Origin of the sequence: Clostridium sp. AM34-9AC, from assembly GCF_003480225.1 — a bacterium.
GTDB lineage: Bacteria > Bacillota > Clostridia > Lachnospirales > Lachnospiraceae > Acetatifactor > Acetatifactor acetigignens.
In genome coordinates this window covers 3,899-4,590 of record NZ_QUIU01000006.1, presented here as the reverse complement: position 1 = coordinate 4,590, position 692 = coordinate 3,899, and the positions used below count along the sequence as shown (strand labels likewise).

The following is a 692-nucleotide window of genomic DNA, read 5'->3' as shown; positions in this document are numbered from 1 at the left end:
TTTCTGCCGATTTTTCTGCACGTTTCTTTGCAGCTTTTTCTTCCTCTGCTTTTTTAGCAGCTCTTTTCTCTTTTACCTTTTCCTCTTTTTCTCTGTTCTCTTTTGCTTTTCGTTCAGCATTCTCTTTCGCTATTTTCCCATCTGGATCATTTGTACCAGATATTGCCACCGAAATATTTCCGTTTTCATCAACCTTATAACTCAGATTTGTCAAAGTGCCCAAACATCCATTAACCGCACTTTTGGCACAATCTGGAATGGCTGCTAAGTTTTCCTCCAGATACTTTGCTTTTTCCGGATCATTCATACACTTCTGTAAAAATGCACTTGAAACGGATACTGTTGTCGGAACCCCTTGCATTGAAGTCGTTCCCGTATTCACATAATGGTATTTTCCCTGCAAGTATTTTGAATAATCATTTACATTGCTATACCCCGTCTTAATCTGCTCTGTTTTTGTCACACCGGGACGTGATGTTTTTAATTCAACTGTACTTGTTGTCACGTTGCCGTCTTTTGTATTTGTACTATCCTTTTCACTATCTGTTTTTTTAACAGTATTCTTGTAATTTGAAGCATAATACGATGTGCAACTGCTGTTATTGATACCTGTAATTGCCATAATCCTACCTCCCTGTTATTGAAACTTAAAATAATTTCTATTATATTGAACGACTTGGATATTTAATTTC

Annotated in this window: 1 protein-coding gene; it reads right to left on the bottom strand. The window is 36.4% G+C overall.

Annotated features, from left to right (window positions below):
- On the bottom strand, nucleotides 1-622 hold a 622-nt coding region (locus tag DW835_RS04950), incomplete at its 3' end, for a hypothetical protein (protein ID WP_243037053.1).
- Nucleotides 623-692: the final 70 nt, after the last annotated feature.